The organism is Leptospira limi (genome assembly GCF_026151395.1).
GTDB lineage: Bacteria > Spirochaetota > Leptospiria > Leptospirales > Leptospiraceae > Leptospira_A > Leptospira_A limi.
Genome location: NZ_JAMQPV010000001.1, coordinates 946,568 through 969,651 on the forward strand (window position 1 = coordinate 946,568; position 23,084 = coordinate 969,651).

22 protein-coding genes are annotated in these 23,084 nt (G+C 37.5%); 16 read left to right on the top strand and 6 right to left on the bottom strand.

The window, feature by feature from the left end; genetic code table 11:
- Positions 1-376: 376 nt before the first annotated feature.
- From ND812_RS04430 to ftsZ, 4 genes are all read left to right on the top strand, one after another.
- On the top strand, positions 377-742 hold the full coding sequence (locus ND812_RS04430) for an LIC_10421 family protein (protein WP_100719671.1): 366 nt from the start codon (positions 377-379) through the stop codon (positions 740-742).
- 112 nt (positions 743-854) lie between these two features.
- Positions 855-1,586 (top strand): cell division protein FtsQ/DivIB, encoded by a 732-nt coding sequence (locus ND812_RS04435; protein ID WP_265374437.1) that lies wholly within the window; start codon positions 855-857, stop codon positions 1,584-1,586.
- Between the two features lies 1 nt (position 1,587).
- A complete protein-coding gene (gene ftsA / locus ND812_RS04440) occupies positions 1,588-2,826 on the top strand; it encodes a cell division protein FtsA (RefSeq protein WP_265374438.1) in 1,239 nt (412 codons plus the stop codon).
- Positions 2,827-2,836: 10 nt separating this feature from the next.
- A complete protein-coding gene (ftsZ, locus tag ND812_RS04445) occupies positions 2,837-4,027 on the top strand; it encodes a cell division protein FtsZ (RefSeq protein WP_265374439.1) in 1,191 nt (396 codons plus the stop codon).
- A 16-nt stretch (positions 4,028-4,043) separates the two neighbouring features.
- Here the strand turns inward: ftsZ and ND812_RS04450 are convergent, their stop codons facing one another.
- Genes ND812_RS04450 through ND812_RS04460 form a run of 3 tightly spaced genes read right to left on the bottom strand, consistent with a single transcriptional unit; the run spans position 4,044 to position 6,842 of the window.
- Positions 4,044-5,453, bottom strand: a complete 1,410-nt coding sequence (locus tag ND812_RS04450) for a COG3014 family protein (RefSeq protein WP_265374440.1) — start codon at positions 5,451-5,453, stop codon at positions 4,044-4,046.
- 16 nt (positions 5,454-5,469) lie between these two features.
- Entirely contained in the window at positions 5,470-6,048 is a 579-nt protein-coding gene (locus ND812_RS04455; protein WP_100719688.1) for a penicillin-binding protein activator LpoB, read from the bottom strand.
- 35 nt (positions 6,049-6,083) lie between these two features.
- Positions 6,084-6,842 carry a hypothetical protein gene (locus ND812_RS04460; RefSeq protein ID WP_265374441.1) on the bottom strand — a complete coding sequence of 253 codons (759 nt, stop codon included), beginning with the start codon at positions 6,840-6,842 and terminating at the stop codon, positions 6,084-6,086.
- A 7-nt stretch (positions 6,843-6,849) separates the two neighbouring features.
- Here ND812_RS04460 and ND812_RS04465 point away from each other — a divergent pair, with 7 nt between their 5' ends.
- Genes ND812_RS04465 through ispF form a run of 3 tightly spaced genes read left to right on the top strand, consistent with a single transcriptional unit; the run spans position 6,850 to position 8,819 of the window.
- Positions 6,850-7,317 carry a hypothetical protein gene (locus ND812_RS04465; protein ID WP_407658449.1) on the top strand — a complete coding sequence of 156 codons (468 nt, stop codon included), beginning with the start codon at positions 6,850-6,852 and terminating at the stop codon, positions 7,315-7,317.
- Between the two features lie 19 nt (positions 7,318-7,336).
- On the top strand, positions 7,337-8,323 hold the full coding sequence (nadA, locus tag ND812_RS04470) for a quinolinate synthase NadA (protein ID WP_265374443.1): 987 nt from the start codon (positions 7,337-7,339) through the stop codon (positions 8,321-8,323).
- Position 8,324: 1 nt separating this feature from the next.
- Complete coding sequence (gene ispF, locus ND812_RS04475) at positions 8,325-8,819, top strand: 2-C-methyl-D-erythritol 2,4-cyclodiphosphate synthase (RefSeq protein WP_265374444.1); 495 nt, start codon at positions 8,325-8,327, stop codon at positions 8,817-8,819.
- On the opposite strand, the gene ND812_RS04480 is transcribed toward ispF, so the two are convergent.
- Positions 8,816-9,271 carry a hypothetical protein gene (locus tag ND812_RS04480; protein ID WP_265374445.1) on the bottom strand — a complete coding sequence of 152 codons (456 nt, stop codon included), beginning with the start codon at positions 9,269-9,271 and terminating at the stop codon, positions 8,816-8,818. The two genes, ispF and ND812_RS04480, sit on opposite strands and share 4 nt — an antisense overlap.
- Before the next feature lie 131 nt (positions 9,272-9,402).
- Between ND812_RS04480 and ND812_RS04485 the strand changes: the two genes are divergently transcribed.
- Genes ND812_RS04485 through ND812_RS04515 form a run of 7 tightly spaced genes read left to right on the top strand, consistent with a single transcriptional unit; the run spans position 9,403 to position 18,547 of the window.
- The gene (locus tag ND812_RS04485; protein WP_322113674.1) at positions 9,403-11,394 is read left to right on the top strand and encodes a SpoIIE family protein phosphatase; all 1,992 of its coding nucleotides are present in this window, start codon (positions 9,403-9,405) and stop codon (positions 11,392-11,394) included.
- Entirely contained in the window at positions 11,381-12,427 is a 1,047-nt protein-coding gene (locus tag ND812_RS04490) for a carotenoid 1,2-hydratase (protein WP_265374447.1), read from the top strand. The genes ND812_RS04485 and ND812_RS04490 overlap by 14 nt, the downstream gene beginning before the upstream one ends.
- Positions 12,428-12,430: 3 nt before the next feature.
- Positions 12,431-13,441, top strand: coding sequence for an ABC transporter permease subunit (locus ND812_RS04495; RefSeq protein ID WP_265358979.1), 1,011 nt, complete (start codon positions 12,431-12,433; stop codon positions 13,439-13,441).
- Positions 13,438-14,487: an ABC transporter permease gene (locus ND812_RS04500; protein WP_265374448.1), complete on the top strand. Its 1,050-nt coding sequence runs from the start codon at positions 13,438-13,440 to the stop codon at positions 14,485-14,487. The genes ND812_RS04495 and ND812_RS04500 overlap by 4 nt, the downstream gene beginning before the upstream one ends.
- Complete coding sequence (locus tag ND812_RS04505; RefSeq protein WP_265374449.1) at positions 14,484-15,473, top strand: ABC transporter ATP-binding protein; 990 nt, start codon at positions 14,484-14,486, stop codon at positions 15,471-15,473. The genes ND812_RS04500 and ND812_RS04505 overlap by 4 nt, the downstream gene beginning before the upstream one ends.
- Positions 15,466-16,422 carry an ABC transporter ATP-binding protein gene (locus tag ND812_RS04510; protein WP_265374450.1) on the top strand — a complete coding sequence of 319 codons (957 nt, stop codon included), beginning with the start codon at positions 15,466-15,468 and terminating at the stop codon, positions 16,420-16,422. Before ND812_RS04505 ends, ND812_RS04510 begins: the two co-directional genes overlap by 8 nt.
- Positions 16,423-16,429: 7 nt before the next feature.
- Positions 16,430-18,547, top strand: a complete 2,118-nt coding sequence (locus ND812_RS04515) for an AsmA family protein (protein ID WP_265374451.1) — start codon at positions 16,430-16,432, stop codon at positions 18,545-18,547.
- A 56-nt stretch (positions 18,548-18,603) separates the two neighbouring features.
- On the opposite strand, the gene ND812_RS04520 is transcribed toward ND812_RS04515, so the two are convergent.
- Together ND812_RS04520 and ND812_RS04525 are read right to left on the bottom strand one after the other, a co-directional pair.
- Positions 18,604-20,121 carry a MutS-related protein gene (locus tag ND812_RS04520; protein ID WP_265374452.1) on the bottom strand — a complete coding sequence of 506 codons (1,518 nt, stop codon included), beginning with the start codon at positions 20,119-20,121 and terminating at the stop codon, positions 18,604-18,606.
- Between the two features lie 235 nt (positions 20,122-20,356).
- Positions 20,357-20,587: a hypothetical protein gene (locus ND812_RS04525; RefSeq protein ID WP_100725929.1), complete on the bottom strand. Its 231-nt coding sequence runs from the start codon at positions 20,585-20,587 to the stop codon at positions 20,357-20,359.
- Positions 20,588-20,753: 166 nt separating this feature from the next.
- Here ND812_RS04525 and ND812_RS04530 point away from each other — a divergent pair, with 166 nt between their 5' ends.
- A complete protein-coding gene (locus ND812_RS04530; RefSeq protein WP_407658450.1) occupies positions 20,754-20,966 on the top strand; it encodes a hypothetical protein in 213 nt (70 codons plus the stop codon).
- A 68-nt stretch (positions 20,967-21,034) separates the two neighbouring features.
- Positions 21,035-23,083 (top strand): AMP-dependent synthetase/ligase, encoded by a 2,049-nt coding sequence (locus tag ND812_RS04535; protein WP_265374453.1) that lies wholly within the window; start codon positions 21,035-21,037, stop codon positions 23,081-23,083.
- Position 23,084 lies beyond the last annotated feature (1 nt).

The following is a 23,084-nucleotide window of genomic DNA, read 5'->3' on the forward strand; positions in this document are numbered from 1 at the left end:
AAACCAATGCGGAAGGGAAGGAAACTGTCCCTTCCAGCCAAGTTCTTTGGTAAAAGGCCCTCAAACGAGGGTCTTTTTTTTAGGGAGGCAAGAGTTTCACCCATCTGCCGGTGTTTTTTTTGATAGTTCCTAACCCAAAGAATGGACCAATTTTACTCGTATCCATCCATTTTGAGCCCAAAACCCCTCAAAATGATTAATATTAATCTGAATTTGATTAATATTAATCCAGAATGAAATATTTTTCCATGATTTCGGTGAAATCGAGGTTTTTTTGAAGTTTTTACGATTGAAATTAATCCTTATTTTTGGAATCGTATAGTCATAAAGAAAAAGGGAATCGGAAAAAGAGGTTCCCAGATCTAGAGAGGATCACATGAAAACAACAAAAATAATCGCAACAGGGATCTTAGCAATGGGACTTGCAACAGCAAATCTACATGCTTTAGACACAAACGAAAGATTAGAGCTTTTGGAGTCTGCTATGATTGAACAAGCAACAACTCCAGCGCAAAAATCTGCAGTTTCAGAATACCTTGCAAGTGTTGCGAAAGAAAAAACAGAATTGGCTCAAGCTCTTCGTGATAGAGCTGGATCAACTAGAGGTGGTAAAGCTCTTAGCCAAATGAACGAGAAGAAAGAACTTCTTCGTCGTGCTGAGGCTCTTGAAAAAGAAGCTAAAAAATACCAAACTGTCTCTATGGACATGCGTGCAGAGTCCATGCAGGTAGCTCACAACTAAGCACTCAATTTCCAATTGAGTCTCGCGAGAAAGGTCAGGTTCGCCTGGCCTTTTTTTATGCCCTGCTGATAAATGCTTTCCAAACTATCTAACTATGTGACATAATCAATATATGGTTGACACCCCCCAAGAAATCAAAGAAAAACGATTTGGGCGTGTGATTCCGATCCTCCTTGTTTTCTCAGGGCTTCTGGCTCTCGGATTGGTATTTAGATGGGGTAGGCCAGTCAAACCAGTCGATCGTGTGGAATGGGAAGGTCAAAAATACCTGACTCCAACGAACCTTTTGGTTTACTTAGGAACGGATGCAGAGTCACCCAATATAAGTGATTGGAAGGATTGGGAAACAAAACTCTCCCGTCATCCTCGGATCAAAAAAGTTCGAATCACAAGAGATCCAGATGGATTTCTATTGGTTCATATAGAGGAGAAAGTCGCAGAATTTGTCATACATATAGGAAGTTCTTTATACGAAGTGGATGAAAATTTGGAGATATTATCCAAAGACCAAGTTTTAAATACCCATTTAATTGTCATTAGCGGGTCATTCGTTGTTGGAGAACATAAACTAGAAGGCAGACAGATTTTTGATATTACCAAAGAAATGCGATATGCCCTATCTCTTTACCCTGCACTTTTCACTCGAATTTCTGAATTAGTCGCTGAACGTGACGGTAATTATACCATGTACTTAAAATCACCAAAATCAATGAAAGTTTTTATCGGTGATAAATTAGAATTAAACGTATTTCGTAAATTATATGCATCTCTTGCTTATATGGAAGCAGAATCCATCAAAGCAGTCTCTATTGATTTAAGAGGAGAAGACGCAGTATACCATTAATATGATTGAAGATGATGCACCTATCATAACTGCTTTGGATCTCGGATCTTCTCTTATCAAAGTTGTCATTGGACGACTATTAGGAGATCATGAAATTGAAATCATTGGAACTGGAGTTTATCCTTCTACAGGGATCAAAAACGGTTCTATTGTTAATATCGAAACCACAACTAAGTCGATTATAGAAGCCTTTGGTGATGCAGAACTCATGGCTGGCCAAGAGATAACATCAGTGGTAGTGAATGTTTCTGGAAAATCAGTACATGGATTTAATGAAAAAGGAATCATTGCTGTTACCAACAGAGAACGGATTGTAAGTGAGATGGATATCATGCGTGTTGTGGAAGCAGCACAAGCTGTACATGTTCCCAATGACCAACAAGTGATTCATGTCCTCACAAAAGAATTCAAAGTAGATGACCAAGTAAATATCAAAGATCCAATTGGGATGACAGGTGTTCGTTTAGAAGCCGAAGTTCATATTGTATCCTGTGGAAACACTGCTCTCAATAATATTGATCGATGTGTGGAACAAGCAGGGCTTTTGCAAATGGATAAGGTATTATCAAGCCTTGCCTCTTCGGAAGCTATTTTGACTGCTGGTGAAAAAGATTTAGGAACAGCAGTTGTTGATATTGGCGCAGGCATTTGTGATATCATCATTTATGTAGATGGAGGAATTGCATTTTCCTCCGTTGTACCGTTTGGTGGATTTCATATCACAAGTGATATTTCCATTGGTCTTAAAACCACTGTAGAAACAGCAGAAATCATCAAAAAACGATATGGCCATACAAGAATTGATATGGTGGACCCAACAGAAAAATTTGAAATTCCATCCATATCAGGTCGACCATCTCGTTCTGTATTCCGCCAAGAACTAGTTGAAATTTTAGAACCTAGGGTTCGCGAAATTTTAGAAATGATCGACCATGAACTGGTACGATCAGGGTATAAGTCAAGTTTGGCGGGAGGAGTGATCTTAACAGGTGGCACTTCTTTATTACAAGGCATTGAATCCACTGCAGAAGAAGTACTTCGATTATCTGTAGGTCGTGCAAAACCAGCAGGAATGAGTGGTCTTGTGGAAAGAATTGCAAGCCCCGAATATGCAACAGCGGTTGGCCTTATCAAATACAGTTCAAAAATACAAAACTTAGAACAAAAAAACATGCATTCCGTTTCCGAAGGAGAAGGATGGATGAAGAAGGTTCGTCGTTGGATGGAGAATAATCTCTAAGGAAAAATGAATGTTATACCTAGAAGAAGAAAAAACTAGCCCAGCTATTATCAAAGTCATTGGAGTTGGTGGTGGTGGAATGAACGCCGTCACAAGAATGGTACACTCCAAAATGACAGGTGTTGACTTCATTGTGATGAACACCGACGAACAAGTATTACTCAAATCTCCTGTCGAAGTCAAAATCCAATTGGGGAATAAAGTGACTCGTGGTATGGGTGCTGGTGGTGATCCAGAACTCGGAGAAAAAGCGGCTTTAGAAGATAAGGAACGGATTGTTGCTGCCTTAAAAGGTGCCGACATGGTGTTTGTCACTGCCGGTATGGGTGGTGGAACAGGAACAGGTGCTGCTCCGATCATTGCAGCCATTGCAAAAGAATTAAAATGTTTAGTGGTTGGTGTTGTGACTGTCCCTTTTTCATTTGAAGGGAAACGTAGAGCAGAACTTGCCAAACAAGGAATTGACCAACTCCGTGCCAATGTAGATACCCTTATCACCATTCGTAATGATTCTATTTTCCAAGTAGTTGATAAAAATACTCCCGTGGACATGGCCTTTCGGGTGATCGATGACATCTTGTTAAATGGTGTTCGTGGCATCAGTGATATCATCAACCATCCAGGAATTATCAATGTGGATTTTGCCGATGTAAAAACCATTATGAAAGACACGGGTGATGCGATTTTGGGAGTAGGGGAAGGGCGTGGGGAAACACGTGTTTCTGAGGCAGTGGAACAAGCGATCAACAATACCTTGTTAGAAGATTCTAGCATCCAAGGAGCTAAATCACTTCTCATCAACGTAACTGGTGGAAACGATCTCACCATCCATGAATGGAATGAAGTTTCTCAAATTATCACTGCACAAGCAGATCCAGATGCCAATATCATCATTGGTCTCAATGAAGACCAAAGCCTATCCGACCAAATCCGAGTGACTGTGATTGCTACAGGTTTCTCTAAAAAAGGAAAACAATACCAGAGAGAACAAAAGGTAGTTGGATCTGAAGAATCGATTTCCCCTATGGTTTATCTCAAAAAATCGGATGAAAAAGAATCTGGATTTTCAAAAGAATCAGAAGTCCCAAGAGGGATTCGCCAAGGGAATCGAAGTTTTGGGGCACAAAAACAATCCTCCCCATTTCAAAATTATGGAGAGGATTATGATATTCCTGCTTTTTTACGTAGGAAAAATGATTAATTTAAAATAAGAACTGTTAGTTGGAGTAGGATCTCACCGATACGAATAAAGGTTTTCCTTCTTCCACTAACAATTTTTTTGGTGCACTTGTCACAACAGAACCTGGTGATTCTACTTTAAAATCGTATTCCCCAGGAGCTAAAAAGATCCGTTTTACTTGGAAATTGGAAGGAATGGTCCTCCAACAACGAAGGTCTGGTGCAATGGTTTGTGAAACCGCAAGACCTGCGGCAGCCCCTGCTGCGACACGAATGAGACTCGAAACTAGGTCATTATTATTTTTCCCTTTACCACCAGATTCAATGGCTCTTGCCATCGCTTCTGAAGCAATCACGGCTGCCACTACCTTAAGAGATAAGGAAGTTAAGTTTTTGGTAATGAGAGATTTGTAGTTCTCATTAAAATTGTTCATCGCTGTTTCGGAGTAATTGTTCATGATGTCGGAATACCCAACATCCACTCCATTGATGTAATATCGTTTGGGAAGGGAACCTTTTGGGTCTCTTTCTTTATAAATGGGAATTGGATTTTCTGCTACAGAAAGCGCAGCAATGGCTCCAGCGAGGGAGGCACCAGCTCCTTTTGCACGAAGACCAACTTCTACGGCACCACGAAGGGCAGCAGCAAAGTATTCATCTTCAATGAGTTTTCCCCTAGACATCTTGATCGCAGATTTTCCTGCCTCGTGAATGATGATGACTTCTGAAAGTTTTTCATTTTCAGGTGAAGTTCTTTGCATGGAACGATTGTAAGCTTGTAAGCTAGATCGACCTGCAGAGTATCTTGACTGGTCTGAGGAATCTCCTTCGCGGTAAGCTAACATATATCTGTCGGCAATTAGGTTTTGGCTTTTGCCGATGAGTTGTTCCATATTTTTGTATTGAACTCTTGCATCATTATAACGACCAAGTTTTTCAGATACATACGCATCGATGAGACGAGCTGCATTGTTTTGGCGGTATTCTGCTGCCAAAAAACGCATTTCTTTCAGTTCAAAATCCAATCGTCTGAAATAAATTTTTGCGTTATTAGTGTCACCTTGTAACAGGTAATTGTTCGCAATATAAAACTTAATCATTACCCTTTCAAAATCTTCCCCAGTATAATTGGATTCGTTATCGGATAGGATAAACGAAAGTCCAGACCGCGTCATACTGACTTTGATATTGTCTGCAATGTCTTCTGCTTCTTTGAAAACTTTATTGGAAGTGACATAGTCACCTTTGGTATGAAAGATCATACCAGCTTCCATCAAAAATAGAAGTTTGTCCTTATTGGATGAACCTTCAAACAGTTCTCTAATTTTAGGAATGGCAGAATCATAATCCTGTCCGTAGTATGCTGATTCGGTTGCTTGGATGACTTTGTTGTAATCACTGGCACAACCGAGAATGAGAAGAAAAAGAAAGAGAAATGATTTTTTCATGCAATAGTGGAAGGGATTACCAACTAACCCCTTTGTTTCCTCGAACTGCTAATTTTCTATACGATACCTTTTCTGACCAAACCGCAATGGTGGTTTCCACTTCTACAAGTTCGATGTTAATTGACTGTTCAACGATTTTTTCTCCATTGGATGTGAACATGTTTTCATTGATGTCACAGCGAACAAAAAAGTTAGGAGATTTCAGTTTTCCAATGGATAAACGATTGGAAGTGAGTCCGGACAAACTGAACTGAATTTCATTGAGAGATTGTTCTCTTGTTTTGGTACGAACTGTGTAAATTTTGTTTTTGATGAGTTTGGATACAAACGCATTGTCAAAAAGTTCTGTTTGGATTTGTTCTGATGTATCGTTACGTGTAGGGAAGTGTGCCACAAAAACACCTTCTTCATGTGGGTTTTCTTTGAAGTACTCCCCAATTTGGCCTGCTAATTTTTCGGCCGCTTTCACCAATTCTTGGCTAGTCAGTCCACCTGAGTCGGAGATATAATCATCAGCATTGTCGAGTCTTTTGGGACTGGAACTGCATTGGAATAAGAATCCTACTAAGAGAAAGGAGAATAGAATTTGTTTCATAACCCCACTTATATGGGGGATGGAAACATGTCTTGTCAATTCCAAAAATCCGATTTCAATTCCTCGATTTTAGAACTACGATAAAAAGTTTTTTCCTCTTCGGACATTTCCTTCATTTCCCTCTCATAGAGTAACTCGACTACCTGTCGGTAGAAGGAAGGGCTTTCCCAGGCTTGGATGTCCCATTTTTCCTGTTGGTAAAGTGTTTCTTTTTTACGAAGGAAAATTCGTTTTCGTTCTCTTGCATAACTATAGGGATTTCTCTGAATGTAATCTTCCAAAAAAGACAATAAAATCACAGGTGGAGAAGTGGGGTGTTTTGGAAAAAGTAGTTCATTTAAAAATTTGGGAAATATTTCTTCTTTTAGGCGATTTACAGCCGTTAGTTTTTCATATTGGGAGAGGGAAGGAGAAGATTCAATTTCCAAACTTTTGTCCTTCCAATTCATAAAAGCGACATAGACAGCATACAAAACATGCCCTCTTTCATCTGGAAATTCTTGGAGTAAATAACGATATGTTTCTTCTCTGTCTCCATTCCATAGATAGGATTCCTTACCTCGAATGGTTTCCAAAAAATCCCTAAGGTCACTTGGATACCCTGGCCCTTTTAGGACCTCTGGGCGATTTTGTAACCTCTGCCAATAGATCTCGGAATGTGAATCAAAGGAGGATTCTTTGGGATTCTCTTTGGCTTTTTTGAGAAAAAGGATATAGACAAGACCACCAAGTAAGAAGGAGAGTAGAATTGTGATGAATAGGATGAAGATGGTTTTCTTTTTGTTCATTGGCATTGTGTGTATGGACTTTGCCTGTGCGAAAAAATCCAGTGAAGATTCAAATTCAGAACTTTTGAGTACGTTACTCACTCAAGGGAGCCCTGTGCAATCTGCTTGTCAAAGATTTATTCTGACAGAAGCAAATTGTGTGGCAGTAGCTGACATAAGTACAAACGTTTGCCCAGGTCTAATCTCCAAATTAAAAGCACAGATCCAGCCAAGAGAATTGAGTACGGATTCAGTCGCTGTCTTGTATTTTGATTGTTTTTCGAAAATCAACTTAACTTATAATATTGCAAAAGCATGTAACCAGAGTTCATTTGCCTCCAATTCCGAATATAGAAGAGTCCAACGTACAGGAACTTCCTCTGCGGAAACTTCATGGCAAGAAGCAATGAACCAGTGTGGTTCTCTTGAGAATTCCGTTCCACCCGTTGATTCGGGACTTCGTGAAACAGACACCGTACTCGGGTCTGACCCTTTCCAATGATTGTTAATAGGAGTATAAAATGTCACTAGTCACAAATGACCAATTGGTTCAAAAATTAAATCCCATTTACCTTCCTCATGAAATTGAAGAACGCATACTTCCATTGGCGGAAGAAATTAACCGTTTGAAAAAAGAAAAAAATGCCGTGATCCTTGGTCATAATTATATGACACCCGATGTATTTTGGGGAGTGTCCGATATCATTGGTGATTCTTTGTATCTTTCCAAAATGGCGAAAGAAACAACCGCCTCAATGATATTGTTTAATGGAGTACATTTTATGGCTGAAACTGCCAAAATTTTATCTCCTGAAAAAAAAGTACTCATTGCTGATCCCAAAGCAGGTTGTTCTCTTGCTGAATCCATCACACGCGAGGATGTCAAAGCGTTAAAAGCAAAATACCCTGGTGTACCTGTAGTTACGTATGTGAATTGTTCGGCGGAAGTGAAGGCAGAAACGGATGTTTGTTGTACTTCAGCAAATGCCGTACAAATTGTAAATGCTGTGGAAGGGGATACGGTTATCTTTTTACCGGATGAATACTTAGCAGGCAATGTTCGCAACCAAACGACTAAAACAATCATCTCACATCCTGGCAGATGTATGGTTCACGAAATGTACACTCCAGAAGATATCCGCTCCACAAAACGTTTGTTTCCTGGTGGAGTCACTGTCATTACTCACCCTGAATGCCATGAAGATGTCGTTAAAGAAGCAGATTTTTCTGGTTCGACCTCGCAGATGGTTGATTTCATTCGGAAGAGTAAAACTGATAAAATCATGTTAGTGACAGAATGTTCGATGGGAGATAATTTACGTGCTGAATTCCCTGAAAAAGAATTTGTCTCTACATGCCAAACATGCCCTCACATGAAAAAAATTACTTTGGAAAAAGTAAGAGATGCATTACTAAAAGAACAATTTGAAATCTTTTTGGATGCAGAAGTGATTTCACTTGCCCAAAAATCTGTAAATCGTATGTTAGAGTTGAGTTATAAAAAATAATATGTTTAAAGTTGGAAACGGAATCGATTTTCATAAATTAATCCATGAACCATTTCGCCCCCTTGTCCTTGCGGGTGTGGAAGTGAAATCGGAATTTGCTTTTTTGGGTCATAGTGATGCGGATGTAATTTTACATGCAGTGGCAGATGCTATTTTAGGTGCATTGGCCCTTGGTGATATTGGGGTTCATTTCCCTGACACCGACCCACAGTATAAAAATATGAAATCCTCTGTGATCATTGATAAATGTTTAGAACTCCTAGAGGAAAAAAAATTCAAACTCATCAATGTAGATTGTACATATGTTGGTGATCATCCTAAAATAAATCCCATCCGTGCTGAACTCAATGCATCTTTGGCGAAAATCACAAAACTTCCGTTAGACTGTGTTTCCATTAAGGCGACAACTTCGGAAGGGATGGGAGCTTTAGGTAGAAGTGAAGGTGTGATGGTGATGGCAACTGTGCTCATCGAGAGCACAAAAACACACCATTAAAATCTTTTTTCTTTCAAAGTGGCGATGTGGTTTAAATCTGCATCGCTAAAGAATAAAAACAAAAGTTTAGAAAGGAAATTGGGAGCCGTTTGGATTTCCAAAATTCCGTGGATACGAACGCCGTTCTCAGTCGGATCCAGTTGGTAGGTTTCTTTTAGCACTTCGTAATGTTTGAAACCTTGGCTTTCGATTTGGAAAGAAATTGTCGGTGTATTTGTGACAGAAATTGTTTTGCATTTCACTGTTTCCCCCAAAGATTTTGATTCCCATTCTTCACCCACTACAGGGGCTCGAAAGGATTTAGGTTGGAAGGATTCATACAAATTCTTTAAGGTTTGGTCAGGTTTTAATTTAACCTCCCAATGACGCTCCAGACGAGTTTCCTTTTGACCTAAAACAGCAAAAACAAAAACAAAGAGAAAGATTCCAAAAACCCTTAGATACCAAATCATATCTCCATTGAAAAATCTATTGCCTAGGGATCGATTGAAATTTATTTTTCTCCTACCGAAGGGGAATCTTCGGGAGGGTTTAGCCACTGCATTCTGCTAGAGAAATATCATCAAAACGAGTATCAGGCCTCATCCAAGTATATGAGCGTGAACAAAATCTTTCGATTCACACGAACCCTTTTCCTGATATTTTAGATGACACCACCTACAATCGTATTCTTAAAGATCCCAATTATTGGATTTCTCAGTCCTTAGAAGACAAAATCATCCAACAAATTACCTCCTCTTTGGATATTTCGGGAATTTTATACCATGTTGGGACAGAAGCATTGATTACCAATGCCTACGATTTATTACCACATGATGATTCTAGGATTGATTTATTGGAAATGATCTATAGGTTACCTATATTGATTGGTCGCCTAACAAGAGCAGTTTATTTAAATGTAAAACCTATTGCAGACAAACATGTGAAATTCGTTTTTACATACCTTCCTGAGTTCCAAGAAAAATGGTATGATGCAGTGTTTTTCCAAGGCATGTTAAATGGCCTTGCTGTTCTCTTTGAACTCAAAGAATTTAATATCCGAATGACAAAAACCAAACTTTTTGGCATCCACGTTTCTCACAAAGAATTGGGTGAGGAAATACAATTTGGTTCCGACGCCAATGAATACGAATTGGAATGGAAAGATGAAGTTTTGTATTTGTCTAGATCACATCTAACAAAAGAAAATGTTTCATCTCGCCATCGTGTAATGGTTACCTCTCGCTCAGAAACAACATTGGAAGAGATGTCAATTGTTGATGTAAGAGATGTTGTTGGTAAATCACGTGAACTTGCGATTGAAAATCGTGATTTGGAAGCAGCCGTTGAAGTACTGAAGTCTTTCAAACAAGAGTTAGAAAAAAAACAACTCTCCATGGCAAAGGACCTTCGCCTTGCAAAAAACATCCAAAAGGGTTTGATACCTGAAATTATCCCTGATTGGAATGGGATTCAATTTTGGACAGGATTTAGTCCGATGCAAGAAGTGAGTGGCGATTATTACGATTATTTTCCATACCATACGGATAAGTTAGGTGTTGCTGTTTGTGATGTGTCAGGTCACGGAGTTCCAGCTGCCTTTATCACTGCACTTTCGAAGATGTTATTTTCGAATTTTAAAAAGCCAAAACCATCGGAAACATTTAAATTAATCAATCGTGAGTTATTAGACCTTGTCAAACAACAAGGTTACACCACTTGTGTTTACCTTCTCATCCACTCTGACTACAAAGTTGTGTATTCAATTGCAGGACATCCAAGACCCATTTTATTCCGCCACCGAACTGGCAAAGCAGAAGTCTGCGAAGGTGAAGGAACATTTTTAGGAATGTTTCCTGATGCTGGAGATACATACCGCGACTTACACCTCCAATTAGAACCTGGAGATAAATTATTCTTATACACAGATGGATTAACAGAAGCTGAGAATGATCTTGGTCATGCATTCGGAGAAAGTAAACTTTTACAATTGATCGAAGAAAATGCAAATGCCTCAATCCAAGAGACAGTTGAATCCATCATGAACCATCATAGAGAGTTTACGATGGGAACAGATGCAATGGATGACATCACTTTACTTGGATTACAGTTGTCACCACGACTGGAAGAGTTTCATCAGATTAAACGACGAGGTGATCAGGCCTATCATCAAAAAGATTACAATTCTGCAGTCAATTGTTATGAAAAGGCACACCAAATTTTACCAAGAGAACTGAATACCCAATTGGCATATGGAAAAGCTTTGGCATACTACGGAAAATTTGATGAAGCAATTGGGATGTTGGAATCTTATAATAAATTTAAGACCAACCATTTTAAATCACATGCAATTTTAGGTTATTGTTATTACCAAGTGGAACAATACGAAAAAGCTGAATTGGAATGGAAAAAAGCTTATTCCATTAATGATTCGAACTTATCTAATTTATATAATTTAGCACAACTTTATCGCAAATTGAATCAAAAACAAAAAATGAAAGATGTGATTGATAAAATGAAATACATTGAATCCACGTATTTACATATCCTTCCACTGGAAAAAAAGTGGGAGTCATTGCCTGATGAATCGAATTAAGGTTATTTTACTTTCTCTTTGTTTATTTCATTTTAATTTTCCGAGAGACCATAGTTTCCATTCGGATTTTAGTTTGGAGTGGTGTTATTTTGTAGGCCAACTCCAGACCGACTCTGGAAATTCATACGGATACGAACTTTCTTTTTTTCGATTGAAGTTTTCTGATGGTGAGAATTGGAATCCTGAAGTATTTCCTGTTCATTTTGCTATTTCAGATCTTACGAGACGTAAACATATAACTGCACAAACCATTAAACGGAACTTAACTGGTCTTGCTGGTTATAATCAAAGTAGAATTTTTAGCGGTGAATACGAATTTCAAATTCTTTCCAAAGATAAATTCTTAATCAAAGCAAAACCGAAATCAAATGAAATCGCAATTGAATTCACTTTAGAAGGAAATGGAAAAGTTTTGTCCCAAGGGAAAAATGGAATTTCCATTAAATCAAAACGAAACCCAAATATCTTTTCGTATTATTATAGTTATCCGAGGCTAAAAACCAAAGGCCAATTGGTTTTTTTGGGGAAACAAGAAACCATTTTATCAGGAGACTCATGGATGGACCATGAATGGAGTGAAAAATCATCTCAAAACATTCCTACTCTAGCAAAAGGCCAATCAGCTTGGGATTGGATTTGCCTCATGGATGAAAAGGGTGGTGATTATGTATTTTTTCGGTTTAGAGAATCACCCGAACAAACACCAGAAATATTTGGGACCTATCGTGATGCAAACGGTAATGTAACTTATTGGAATGATCCAAAAGAGATCCAAATGGTTCCAACTGGATCTCCCTGGAAGAGTAAACAATCAAAAATCACATACCCATTACATTGGAAAATCAAATACCCTGGTGGTGAGTGGATTGTTTCTCCCATTTTCAATGAACAAGAGTTTGATGGTAGTAATTCCACAAAAACCATCTATTGGGAAGGGGCGGTTTTGGCCAAAGATCCAACGGAAAAAAAGTCAGCCAAAGGATATTTAGAATTGAAAGGTTATCAAAAATCGAAAGACTGGTGGGAGTTCTAAGCCATGTGGAAATATTTTTTAAAACGATTTTTATTAATTTTTCCGACTCTATTAGGAATCACATTTTTAGTTTTTCTCATCTCACATTTTGCACCTGGTGGTCCATTAAATAGTGAAATTGCAAAGCTCAAAGGTGCGGGTAATTTAGCGGGAGCTTCTACCAAACAAATTTCCCAAGAAGAAATTGAACTCATCAAAAAAAGACTTCATTTGGATAAACCGGCCCCTGTTGCCTATTTTTATTGGTTAAAACAAATTGTTCAATTCGACCTTGGAGAATCCAGACTTCACTCGAGAAAGGTTTCTGATCTCATTGTAGAAAAACTTCCTGTATCTTTGTTTTTTGGACTCTCAGGTTTTTTTCTTACCTACTTTATTTGTATCCCTCTTGGAATCCAAAAAGCACTGAAAGAGGGCAGTCATTTTGATTTCATTTCAAGTTTTATTATCTTTTTTACGTATTCATTGCCAGTTTTCGCCTTTGCGATGTTACTATTATATTTGTTTGCTTCTGGAGAAGTTTTTTCTTTTTTTCCATTGGGACATGAAGTATCGGATTTTTATGAGGATTTAAGTGTTTGGGGTAAAGTAAAAGATCGATTGGCTCATATGTTTTTACCTGTGATTTGTTATGTGGTTGGTAGTTTTGCAGTTCTTACATTACTCATGAAAAATAGTTTGTTAGATCAAATTGCAAAAGAATACGTACGCACTGCAATTTCCAAAGGTCTTAGTTTTTCAGATTCCATTTTTAAACATGCATTCCGAAACTCACTCATACCCATTGCAACGGGATTTGGTAGTAATTTAACGTTGATATTTTCTGGATCCTTATTCATTGAACTTGTTTTTAACATTGATGGAATGGGTTTACTCAGCTTTGAAGCCGTTCGAGAAAGGGATACTGATTTAATGATGGGCCTACTCCTCGCACAAAGTTTTTTAGGTCTCATAGGCAAAATTGTCTCTGATTTTTGTTATATTTTGATCGATCCGAGGATTGATTTCGAATGAAATTTATATCAAACCCAGCAAACATTCGTAAGTGGGAAAAATTCAAAAAGAATAAAAGAGCCTATTATTCATTACTTGTGCTCTTTTATACATATCTTATTTCTTTGTTTTCCCCACTTCTTATCAACAACAAACCATTGTTTGTATTGTATGAAGGTTCAGTCTCGTTTCCCATTTTCCAGTTTTATCCAGAAACCAAATTTGGTGGGAATAATTTAACGGAACCAAATTATAAAAAGTTAAATCGAGAACCAAGGTTCCAAGATTCTTCCAATCGAATGGTGTTCCCACCAATCCCATTTGGTGTGAATGAAGATAATTTAGATAGTTTAGAAGAAGGAACAAATCCTCCATCCAAACCAACATTTCGGCATTGGATGGGGACTGATGATCGTGGACGTGATGTGTTTACACGAATCGTTTATGGGTATCGATTGGCGATGACATTTAGTTTGATCCTCATCGTCGTTGAAATTTTACTCGCATCCTTCATTGGCGGGGTTCAAGGTTATTTTGTTGGAAGATTGGATTTATTTTTGCAAAGGATCATTGAAATTCTATCAGCAATTCCATTCCTCTACTTGATCCTCATCATGGGTTCTTTTTTTGGTCGGGGATTTTTAGTTCTAATCGTCACTTATGGATCACTGAGTTGGATTGGACTCAGTTATTATATGCGAGGTGAGTTTTTAAAGCTCCGCAAACAACAGTTTGTTGATGCGGCAAAAACTTTAGGTGCCTCTTCCTATTCCATCATCATGCGTCATTTGTTACCAAATTCACTTACACCTCTTGTTACCTTTTTACCATTCATTTTGATCTCAGCGATTTCTGTTTTATCAGCTTTGGACTTTTTGGGATATGGAATCCCTGCTCCAAATCCATCTTGGGGTGAACTCATTGGGCAAGGAAGAGAACGTTTAACTGCTTGGTGGCTCATTACGTTTCCATCGGTAGCCTTATTTTTAACGATATTGTTCTCTGCTTTTGTGGGAGAGGGTTTACGAGATGCTTTTGATCCAAAAGATAAGGTGGTTTACGAATGAACCCCAATGAGAAAGCCATTGAAGTAATGGATCTCAGTGTCCAAATCAAAACGGATGATGGAACATTGCCAATTGTTAGCGGAATTAGTTTTCACTTAAAAAAAGGGGAAACATTAGCACTTGTCGGTGAATCCGGCTGTGGAAAATCCATTACATGTTTGGCGTTAACCAAATTATTACCCTCTAACACTACCATTTATCCAATGGGTTCCATTTTGTTTGAAGGAAACAATTTATTAGAATCATCAAGTGAAAAACTAAGGTCTGTTCGTGGAAGGGAAATTGCGTATGTATTCCAAGAACCTTTTTCTTCTCTCAATCCATTACACAAAATTGGAGACCAGTTAATTGAAAGTTTTTTATTACATGGACTTGGTTCTAGAGAAGATGCTGAGAAAAAGGCCATTTATCTATTGGAGCGAGTTGGAATCACAGATGCAAAACATCGATTGGAACAATATCCTAACCAATTTTCTGGCGGGATGTTACAAAGAGTTTGTATCGCCATGGCACTTATGTGTGATCCAAAAATCCTAATCGCAGATGAACCTACAAGTGCTATAGATGTCACCATCCAACTCCAGTTAATCGAATTACTGAAAGAACTAAGAAAAGAACATGGAATGTCAGTTTTATTTATATCACATGATATTGGTCTAGTGAGCCATATTGCAGATAGGATTGCAGTGATGTATGCGGGTAAAATTGTGGAACAAGGGAGTGTGGATATGGTGATAGATTCTCCTAAACACCCTTATACCAAAGCCTTAATCTCTGCCTATCCAAGTCATGAAAATATTGGAAAAAAATTAGTAACTATTGAAGGAATTGTTCCTTCACCAAAATCGTATCCAAGTGGTTGTCGGTTTCACACTCGCTGTAAAGATAAATTAGAAATTTGTACTACATCAATCCCGAAACCAACCATAGTGTCAGATTCACAAACAGTGGAATGTTTTTTATACGGAGGAAAAGAAAGTGCTTAATGTAACGGACTTAGTTGTTTCTTACAAACAATCCCAATCTCTTTCCTTTTCGACAAAACGCCTGGTAGCAGTTGATTCTGTTCACTTTTCCATTCCGAAAGGAAAAATATTGGGACTTGTTGGAGAGTCGGGTTGTGGAAAATCAACCATTGGTCGTGCCATTCTTTCTTTATTGCCAATTGACAAAGGTTCCATTCATTTTGAAGACCAAGACATCACAAACATTTCAAAAGAAGAACAAAAACTTTTAAGACGAAAAATCCAAGTTGTTTTCCAAGATCCTTATTCATCATTAAACCCTCGTTTTACGATTGAAGAAATCATTACAGAAGGTTTACAAATTCATTTTCCAAAATTGAGTTTGGCGGAGAAAAAAGAAAAAGCAATCAAGGCTTTATCGGAAGTTAATTTACCAGCGGACATCTTACATCGGTACCCACATGAATTCAGTGGAGGACAAAGGCAAAGGATTGCGATTGCTAGGGCCTTAATCTTGGAACCGAACTTAGTTGTCTGTGATGAAGCTGTATCTGCTTTGGATATTTCCACACAAGCCCAAGTGATCAATAACCTTCTTTTTTTAAGAGAAAAATATGGATTATCGTATTTATTCATATCACATGACTTAAATATCGTAAAACATGTTTCGGATCGGATAGCTGTGATGTACTTAGGCCAAATCGTAGAAGAAGGGAGCCGGGATGAAATCAGCAATAATCCTCTCCACCCATATACAAAAGCTTTATTTTCCGCTAGTTTTGATTTAAAACAAAGAAACAAAATTTCAAAACCTCTTGTTGGGGAAATCCCAAGTATAATGAACCAGCCAAAAGGTTGCCGGTTTCATACAAGGTGTCCGATTGCAAAAGAGATTTGCAAATCTGAAGAGCCAAAAGAAATTTATCCTTCAGAACTACATCGTGTGAAATGCCACTTTCCGATGTTATGAATTAGTTGTGAAATTATCTTTACGAGATACAATCAAAGGCGTAATAGGGAAAACACTCTTAACATTTATCTTTGTCATATCAATGACAATGTTTTTTATATTGTATCCGCTGTTAGCTGATCCAGATTATTACAAAAATCTAATTCTTGAGTCTACTTATAAAATGACTCAACTCAATGTGAATTATAAAAGTTCAGAACCGGTGTTTTTCCCTTTCCCTGGTATCGAGTTAAATGAAGTTACAGTCTCTAAAGCTGATGATGAAATTATCCGAGTCCAAAAATTGCGTATCGAAATTTATTATGGGGTATTTGTTGGTAAACCATTAGAGTTAAGAAAAATATATTTAAATACTGGCACGATTGAAGTCACCAGAGAAAAAGATGAATCTTTTCCATTATTTGAGAAACTTTCGGAAAACACTTTTGAGGAAACAAATTTATCATCTAAAAACAAATCCAAAGTTCAAAATGAAATTAGTGAAGAAACACCTGAAGAACATTATTTTTCCAAGACTTTTGCAAATTTAGTAAATCAAATCGAAATTAAAAACATTACCATTTTATTCGATGACAAACTGTATTCTCGAAAAATCAATTTATACCTTTGGGGAACCACACTTCGTTTTGACCATGATTTACGGAATATTGATTTTTATTTGTATGGAAAATTAAATAATGAACCTATTACTTTCAGTGTCGATATTCTTTTTACCGAAGATAAATTAACGTATGAAACTTTAAGATTAGAAGGTGAGTTCCAATTTCAAAACGTAAAAGGTATCGATTTACATGATATTTTAATCATTTTTACAAGAGGTGATTTAAGATTTGTAAAAACATCAGGTTCAATCCCATTTTATAAAAGAGATGAATCAAAAATTTATGCAGTAGTTGATCAATTACATGTACAAGACTTGGCATTAAAAGATGGTAAAACTTTTGCTGATGGTCATGTATCGACTCTTATGAATTATGATAGTAAAGAAGATAAATTGTCTTTTGCCAATATCATTGTTGAATGGAAAGGAAAATCAAAACTATATGGATCTGGTTACGTAAACTTTTTAAAACCTCCACTTTCACCTACTGTTTCATTTGAAGGATCTTCCGATTATTTGGATGTCCCTAGTCTCATTAAAGTTTGTAAAATTTGGATCGATCCTGATTTTGAAAAATCAATCCTTACCCGTGGTTTACCAAATACTGGATATGTAAATCGAATGAATGTTTATTTGAACTTTCATTTTCGAAATCTAACCATAGTTGATTTTAAAGCAGATTCATTAAAATTAAATGTTCATTATGCAAAACGAAAATTAAACATCAATCGATACGAATTAAAAGTATATGATGGAGATATAATCGGTACTGGTGAATATCGTTGGCTACAACCTGTTGGCCTTACTTTAAAAGGTGAAATTAAACATGTTTCGATTGCGCCAGTTTTATCAGACATTTTTAAAATATCTCCAATTACAGGAAGTATCGATTCAGATTTTGTAATTGTTTCACCTTCTGATACCGAAGATGGTTTAGTTGATAATTTACAAATCATTGGGAATATTAATGCAAAAAATGGAGAGTTATTGAGTTATACAAACATATTAAAACCAATTAGTTCCATTGGTAGTGTGATTAACTTAAAGAAAATCGATTTTAGTAGAGCTACCCCTTATAATGAACTTAAGTTTGATTTTCAGTATGCCAATGAAAACATTGAAATCAAAAATTTTGCCTTAAAAGCCGATGGCATCGCAGGTTCAGGTGGTGGAAAAATTGGATTTAACAAAGCCATTGATATGAAGTTTACGATTGCTCTTCCTGGTGTTGCAGGTAAGGCATTAAAACTTCCCATTATTTACCGCGGAACTTATGGAGTTTCTTCACCTTTCATTGATCCGATTTGGTTAGGTTCGGTGTATGCAGGCACAATTTTTTTAGCAAGCCCAGCGGGTGCAGCTGTTGGAGGTATAGCTGGATCTGCTATGTCTGAATATGTCAACCGAGCAGTGGAAAACGTAACTGGCGGTGTACAAAAGAGTTGGAAAGGAATTAAATCTATATTTGGTGGCAAGGAAGAAGGAGAGAAAAAAGAAGAAAACACCAAAGAGAAATCTCCTTAGCATTTTCTTTTTGTGTGATTAGTTAGTTCATAATTTCCTGAATCACTTCTTTGAATTTAATTTTCCTTATCATTTCGAATGGGAATGCCTTCGTTCTGTAAAATCCTTAGAGCATTTGTTGATCCAGAAACTCCATCCCTGATCTGATAATCAAAATCCATCTTACCATTGGTTTCTAGTTCAGTGAAATGGTATCGTTTTGCAGAGTTCATCTCAGCAAGTTTCAGATCATGTGTCGTTAAAAATACGATGCAGTTTTTTTCGCGTAAGACAGCCAAAATTTCACGTGTGGCGATGTACCTTTCTTTTGAATTTGTCCCTTTTAAAATTTCATCTAAAAATAAAATTGGGACCTTCTTGGAATTGTCTGCATTGTGTATGATTGTAGCGAGTCTTCTGACTTCTGAATAAAAGAAGGAAACCCCATCTTCCATTGAGTCTTGTGAACGAATTAAGGTATGGATTTGAAACTCTGGGTATTCAAAACCATTCCCTAATACAGGTGCTCCTGATCCAGCAAGTAACAAAGACATGGCGATCGATCGCATGTATGTTGTTTTTCCACTCATATTGGATCCAGTGACAATCATCAAATCCCCTGGATTCATTTTTGGTAATGGATTAAAGACACGATTTCCTTTAGGAATCATTGGATGGACAAGCGAATTTGATGTAAGAGTTCCATCATTTGTGATTGTTGCGAAGTTTGCTTCTGGATTCAAAAATCCGAAATTGACCATGGGGAGAATGGAATCAATTTTAATGATTTGGTTTTGTAATTCATTCCAATGGAACGAATATTGTTGTTTCCATTTTTGTAATGTTTTGATTTTCCAAAGGTCCCATAAACATAGAACATTTAACACCAAATGTGGAAGAGGAGAAACCAAAAGTTCTGAAGAATCTCCAAGGTTCGCTATTTTGGTTAACATTTTTTTTGTGAATTTTCTTTCCTTCGAAAGAAAAACAAATGTTTTCTGAAACCGAACTGATGACTGACTTAATGTTTTGATTTCCTTCCAAATCAAAGTAGATTCTCTTCGATAACTTAAAAATAGAATTCCATTGGTGAGTAATAAAATAGGAATGAACGGTAGATCAAATAACAATCCCAAGGTGATATAAATTGGTGAGAAGATTCCCCATATAGGAAAGATCCAACGTAGCCAATTTCGTTTGTTCCAAAAATTGGCTTCGTTCTTAGTTGAAGGGATTTCAAATTTTTCGTTTGGTTCTCCCTCTAAAACTAGATACTTTCTCATCAAATGGAAAGCATTGTTTTTTTTGGATAGAATCATTTTGACAAAGGATTGGTCTGGAATGGTATACTGATCTTCAATTGGTTCTTGTAAAAATCGGAATAAGTAGGTATGGAACCCTTCATTTGTGATGGTGGTGTCAAAAACTCCCAAAAACCCTTGTTTGGTGCAAAGATCCAAATCAATGCATAGGGGATGGTTTCTGACAACAATTGGATATTCCCAAAGTTCTCTTGTTTTTAATTTTTTATAATCTCCAGAAAGGCGGAGTAGTTCTTCCTCTAAAAATTGAAAGGTACGTTTTGCAAAATCCAATTGTGACTTCCGATTTGAATACAATCGAACGAGGTATACAAAGGGAAATAAAGGGAGAAGGGATAATCCATATTCTTTCCAAGTGAGTTTGGTTAGGTAACAAAAAGAAATGGCAAATAAAAAGATTAGGAAAGTGGATAATCGAAAAATTGAAACGATTCTAAGGCGGTTGGATAAAAACTGAATTTTGGATTTGTATTTATTTTTCCTTAAAGTAAGGAAAACATAGGATGGATTAGTGGAAAAGTGGTCGTTCGTAATTTTCTTCTTCCCTGCGAGAAATCTCAGTATCGAGGACTCGGATAAGACTTCCTAAGTCATTTAATCTCCATTTGTCGATGAGTCGTCCTTTCTCGCGACCAGAAAACTTATCCAAATACAGAGTACCAAATAGGTCTTCTCCATACTCGTAAGCTACAAAGCGCCCGCTTCGTCTTCCTGTAGAATTTTCTAATCGAATCGTCATGAACGAATACCAAAAATCAGAGAAAAAAAAATAGTACAAGCAAAATTTTTTACTTCAGGATATTCATATTTCGGCGATACATATATTGGGGGGAGGCTACCTACCACGGATGGTGGGAACCTTCAAAATAGAGAAACCCCGGAAACCGGAAAGCACGGAGGCTTGTATGGATTTCTATCCTGATATGAATTTGGAGTTTAAAAGCTCCTTCGTTAAAACCAACCAGTTTTTTGCTAACACAGAAGACGAATCCCTTCTCCCACAAAAAGGACTTGCGGCACGTAACTTACTGAACCTTTCGCAACTGACCAAACTCCACGAAATACGCAAACGCCATCTGAAAAAAGGACACCAACGCGAAGGGTTCCACTGGGACTAAACATCTAAATTTCTCTTGACCATCTGAAAGTAGAGTCTATCATAAAGACCGCTTTTAGATGGAGAGATATGGCAAATAACCTAGCAGAAGTTTATAAGGAATCCTCAGAAAAATTTGGTCCAAGACCAGCATTTTGGTATAAAAATGCACAAAAGGATTACCAAGCACTTACCTATAAACAACTTTATGAAGATGGTATCGCACTTGCAGAAGCCCTAATTGATTTGGGTGTAAAAGCGAGGGAACATGTTGGCGTATTAGCTGACAACCGTGTCGAATGGATCATAGCCGATTGTGCTGTGTTAACTGCTGGAGCAGCAAACGTTCCACGTGGATCTGATATCACTGATTCGGAAATCGTTTACATTTTAAATCACTCGGAAGCCAAAATTGTTTTCTTGGAAAACGATAAGGTTTACGAAAAATACAAAAATAACAAATCCCAGGTGAAATCGGTAAAAACCGTAATCATCATGGACAAAGACACCAAACTCAAGTCAGGTGCTGGGATTTTACACTTCTATGACCTATTAGAAAAGGGAAGGGAACTTCGTTCCAAAGGAAAACGAGAAGCGGAAAAAAGGATGTCTGGTATCAAACCAGATGATTTGTACACACTCATTTACACATCAGGAACAACTGGAATGCCGAAAGGTGTAATGCTTATGCATTCCAACATGATCCACCAAATGCATTATGTGGTCCCACGTGTTGCGAAGGTAACTCCAGATGATCGTATGTTGTCCATCCTTCCTGTTTGGCATATTTTTGAGCGAGTTGTGGAATACTTTGCGATCATCAATGGTGGATCCACTTATTATACAAAAGTAACAGAACTTCGTAATGACATCCAAAAAGCAAGACCTACCTTTATGGCTTCTGCTCCAAGGGTTTGGGAAAGTATTTATAACGGGATTTACACTCGTATCAATGATCCGAAACAAACTCCTCCTGTCAGAAGATTTTTGTTTAAGGTTGCTTACTTTTTTTCCAAACACTACCATGCTTCCATTCGATTTCTGAAAGGTTGGGAAGTGGATTACGAAGGAAGAAATATCCTACAATCATTGTTTCATTCTGTTGTATCAGTCGTGAAATTGTTGTTAACTGGTCCGTTTACGCTGACGATCCTTTCTCTTATTGCCTCTCAGTTTTTGGTACCAGAAGAAAGTGCTCTCAAAACTCCACTCTATGTATTGGCTGGTCTTGGAGTTTTATTTAACTCTTTCACACTTGATCGCATTGTACTTTCTAAAATCAGACAAGCAACGGGTGGTCACTTACGTGCGACACTTTCGGGAGGGGGAGCCCTTCAAAAACACGTAGATGCTTTTTTTATGGATATCGGAATTACAGTTCTCGAAGGGTATGGAATGACAGAAACGGGACCGGTTATTTCGGCTCGTACGTTTGACCGACCTATTATGGGTTCTGTTGGGGACATTGTTCCTCTCAGCCAAGTGCAAATCCGAGATGATGCTGGGAATGTTCTCTGCCATATTGATGACAAACGAAATATCATCTTCGGTAAATTAGGTGCCAAAGGTGTGGTTCATATCAAAGGGCCTCAAGTGATGAAAGGGTATTACAAAAACCCTGAAACCACGAAAAAAACCATCGTAGACAATTGGATGAATACGGGTGACATTGGGATGATCAATTTCAAAAAAACCCTTACACTCACTGGTCGTGCAAAAGACACCATTGTCTTACTCGGTGGTGAAAACGTAGAACCGGTTCCAATCGAAAACAAAATTGATGAGTCACCTTACATCAAACAATCGATGGTTGTGGGACAAGACCAAAAAGTGCTCGGAGCAATCATTGTTCCTGACTTTGATGCTCTCATCCCTTGGGCAGAAGAAAATGGAATCACAGAGAAAAGTCCAGAGAAACTCATTGTTCATCCGAAGGTAGTGGACTTCTACAAAAAAGAAGTTCGCAATTTTAACAGTGTTAAAACTGGATTCAAAAACTTCGAACAAGTGCAATATGTGACTCTTATCACAAAACCATTTGAAGTTGGGGATGAACTCACAAACCTAATGAAGATGAAACGACATGTGATTACAGAAAAATACAAAGACAGAATTTTGGAGCTCTACAAAAACAGTTAAT